At 56.9% G+C, this 691-nt stretch carries 1 protein-coding gene; it reads left to right on the top strand.

Annotated features, from left to right (window positions below; genetic code table 11):
- A partial coding sequence (locus tag D1841_RS17945) for an ATP-binding protein (protein WP_160644999.1) occupies nucleotides 1–635 on the top strand: 635 nt, incomplete at its 5' end.
- Nucleotides 636–691 lie beyond the last annotated feature (56 nt).

Consider the following 691-nt stretch of genomic DNA (forward strand, 5'->3'; position numbering starts at 1 on the left):
AGGAGAACCGTTTTTTGCAGATGCAGGCCGCCCAGTACCGCATCCTGCAAAAGAGCATTGAGGACACCCGGCGCGCCCGCCATGATCTGCGCCAGCATTTCAAGGCATTGCAGGGCTGTGTGGAGAGCGGTGATATAGACAGGGTTGCGGAGTATGTGAAAGCCTATGGGGAAAGCCTGCCGCCGGATGCAGTCCGCCGGTTCTGCAAAAATTATGCGGTGGATGCCGTACTGCATTACTATGGGGAGCAGGCGGTGAGGCAGCAGACCGATATGGAGGTTTCTGTCCAGATGGAGGAAGAAACCATCATCCCACAGCCGGAGTTCTGCGCCCTTTTGGGGAACCTGCTGGAAAACGCCATTGATGCCTGCGCCGGTTCCAAAGCGCCCCGCATCATTCGCCTGCATATCCGCCAGCAGGGAAAGCAGGCCCTTTATCTGACGCTGGACAATACCAGCGACCAGCCGCCAAAGTCCGATGACGGGCGGTTCCTTTCCTCCAGTCACGATGGCTTTGGCGTTGGGACGGAATCGGTACGGGTGACTGTGGAGCGTTACAGCGGCGATACCCGCTTTGAATGGAAAGACGGGATGTTTTATGTTTCGGTCATGTTATCTGCTCAAAACAAGCCTTGACAGATACCCCAAGCCTCCGAAGTGCGTGGGTTGTCCCAGAGTGCGGGACAACGTGG

Origin of the sequence: Neglectibacter sp. X4 (assembly GCF_009917365.1) — a bacterium.
In the GTDB taxonomy this organism is placed as follows: Bacteria; Bacillota; Clostridia; order Oscillospirales; family Acutalibacteraceae; genus Acutalibacter.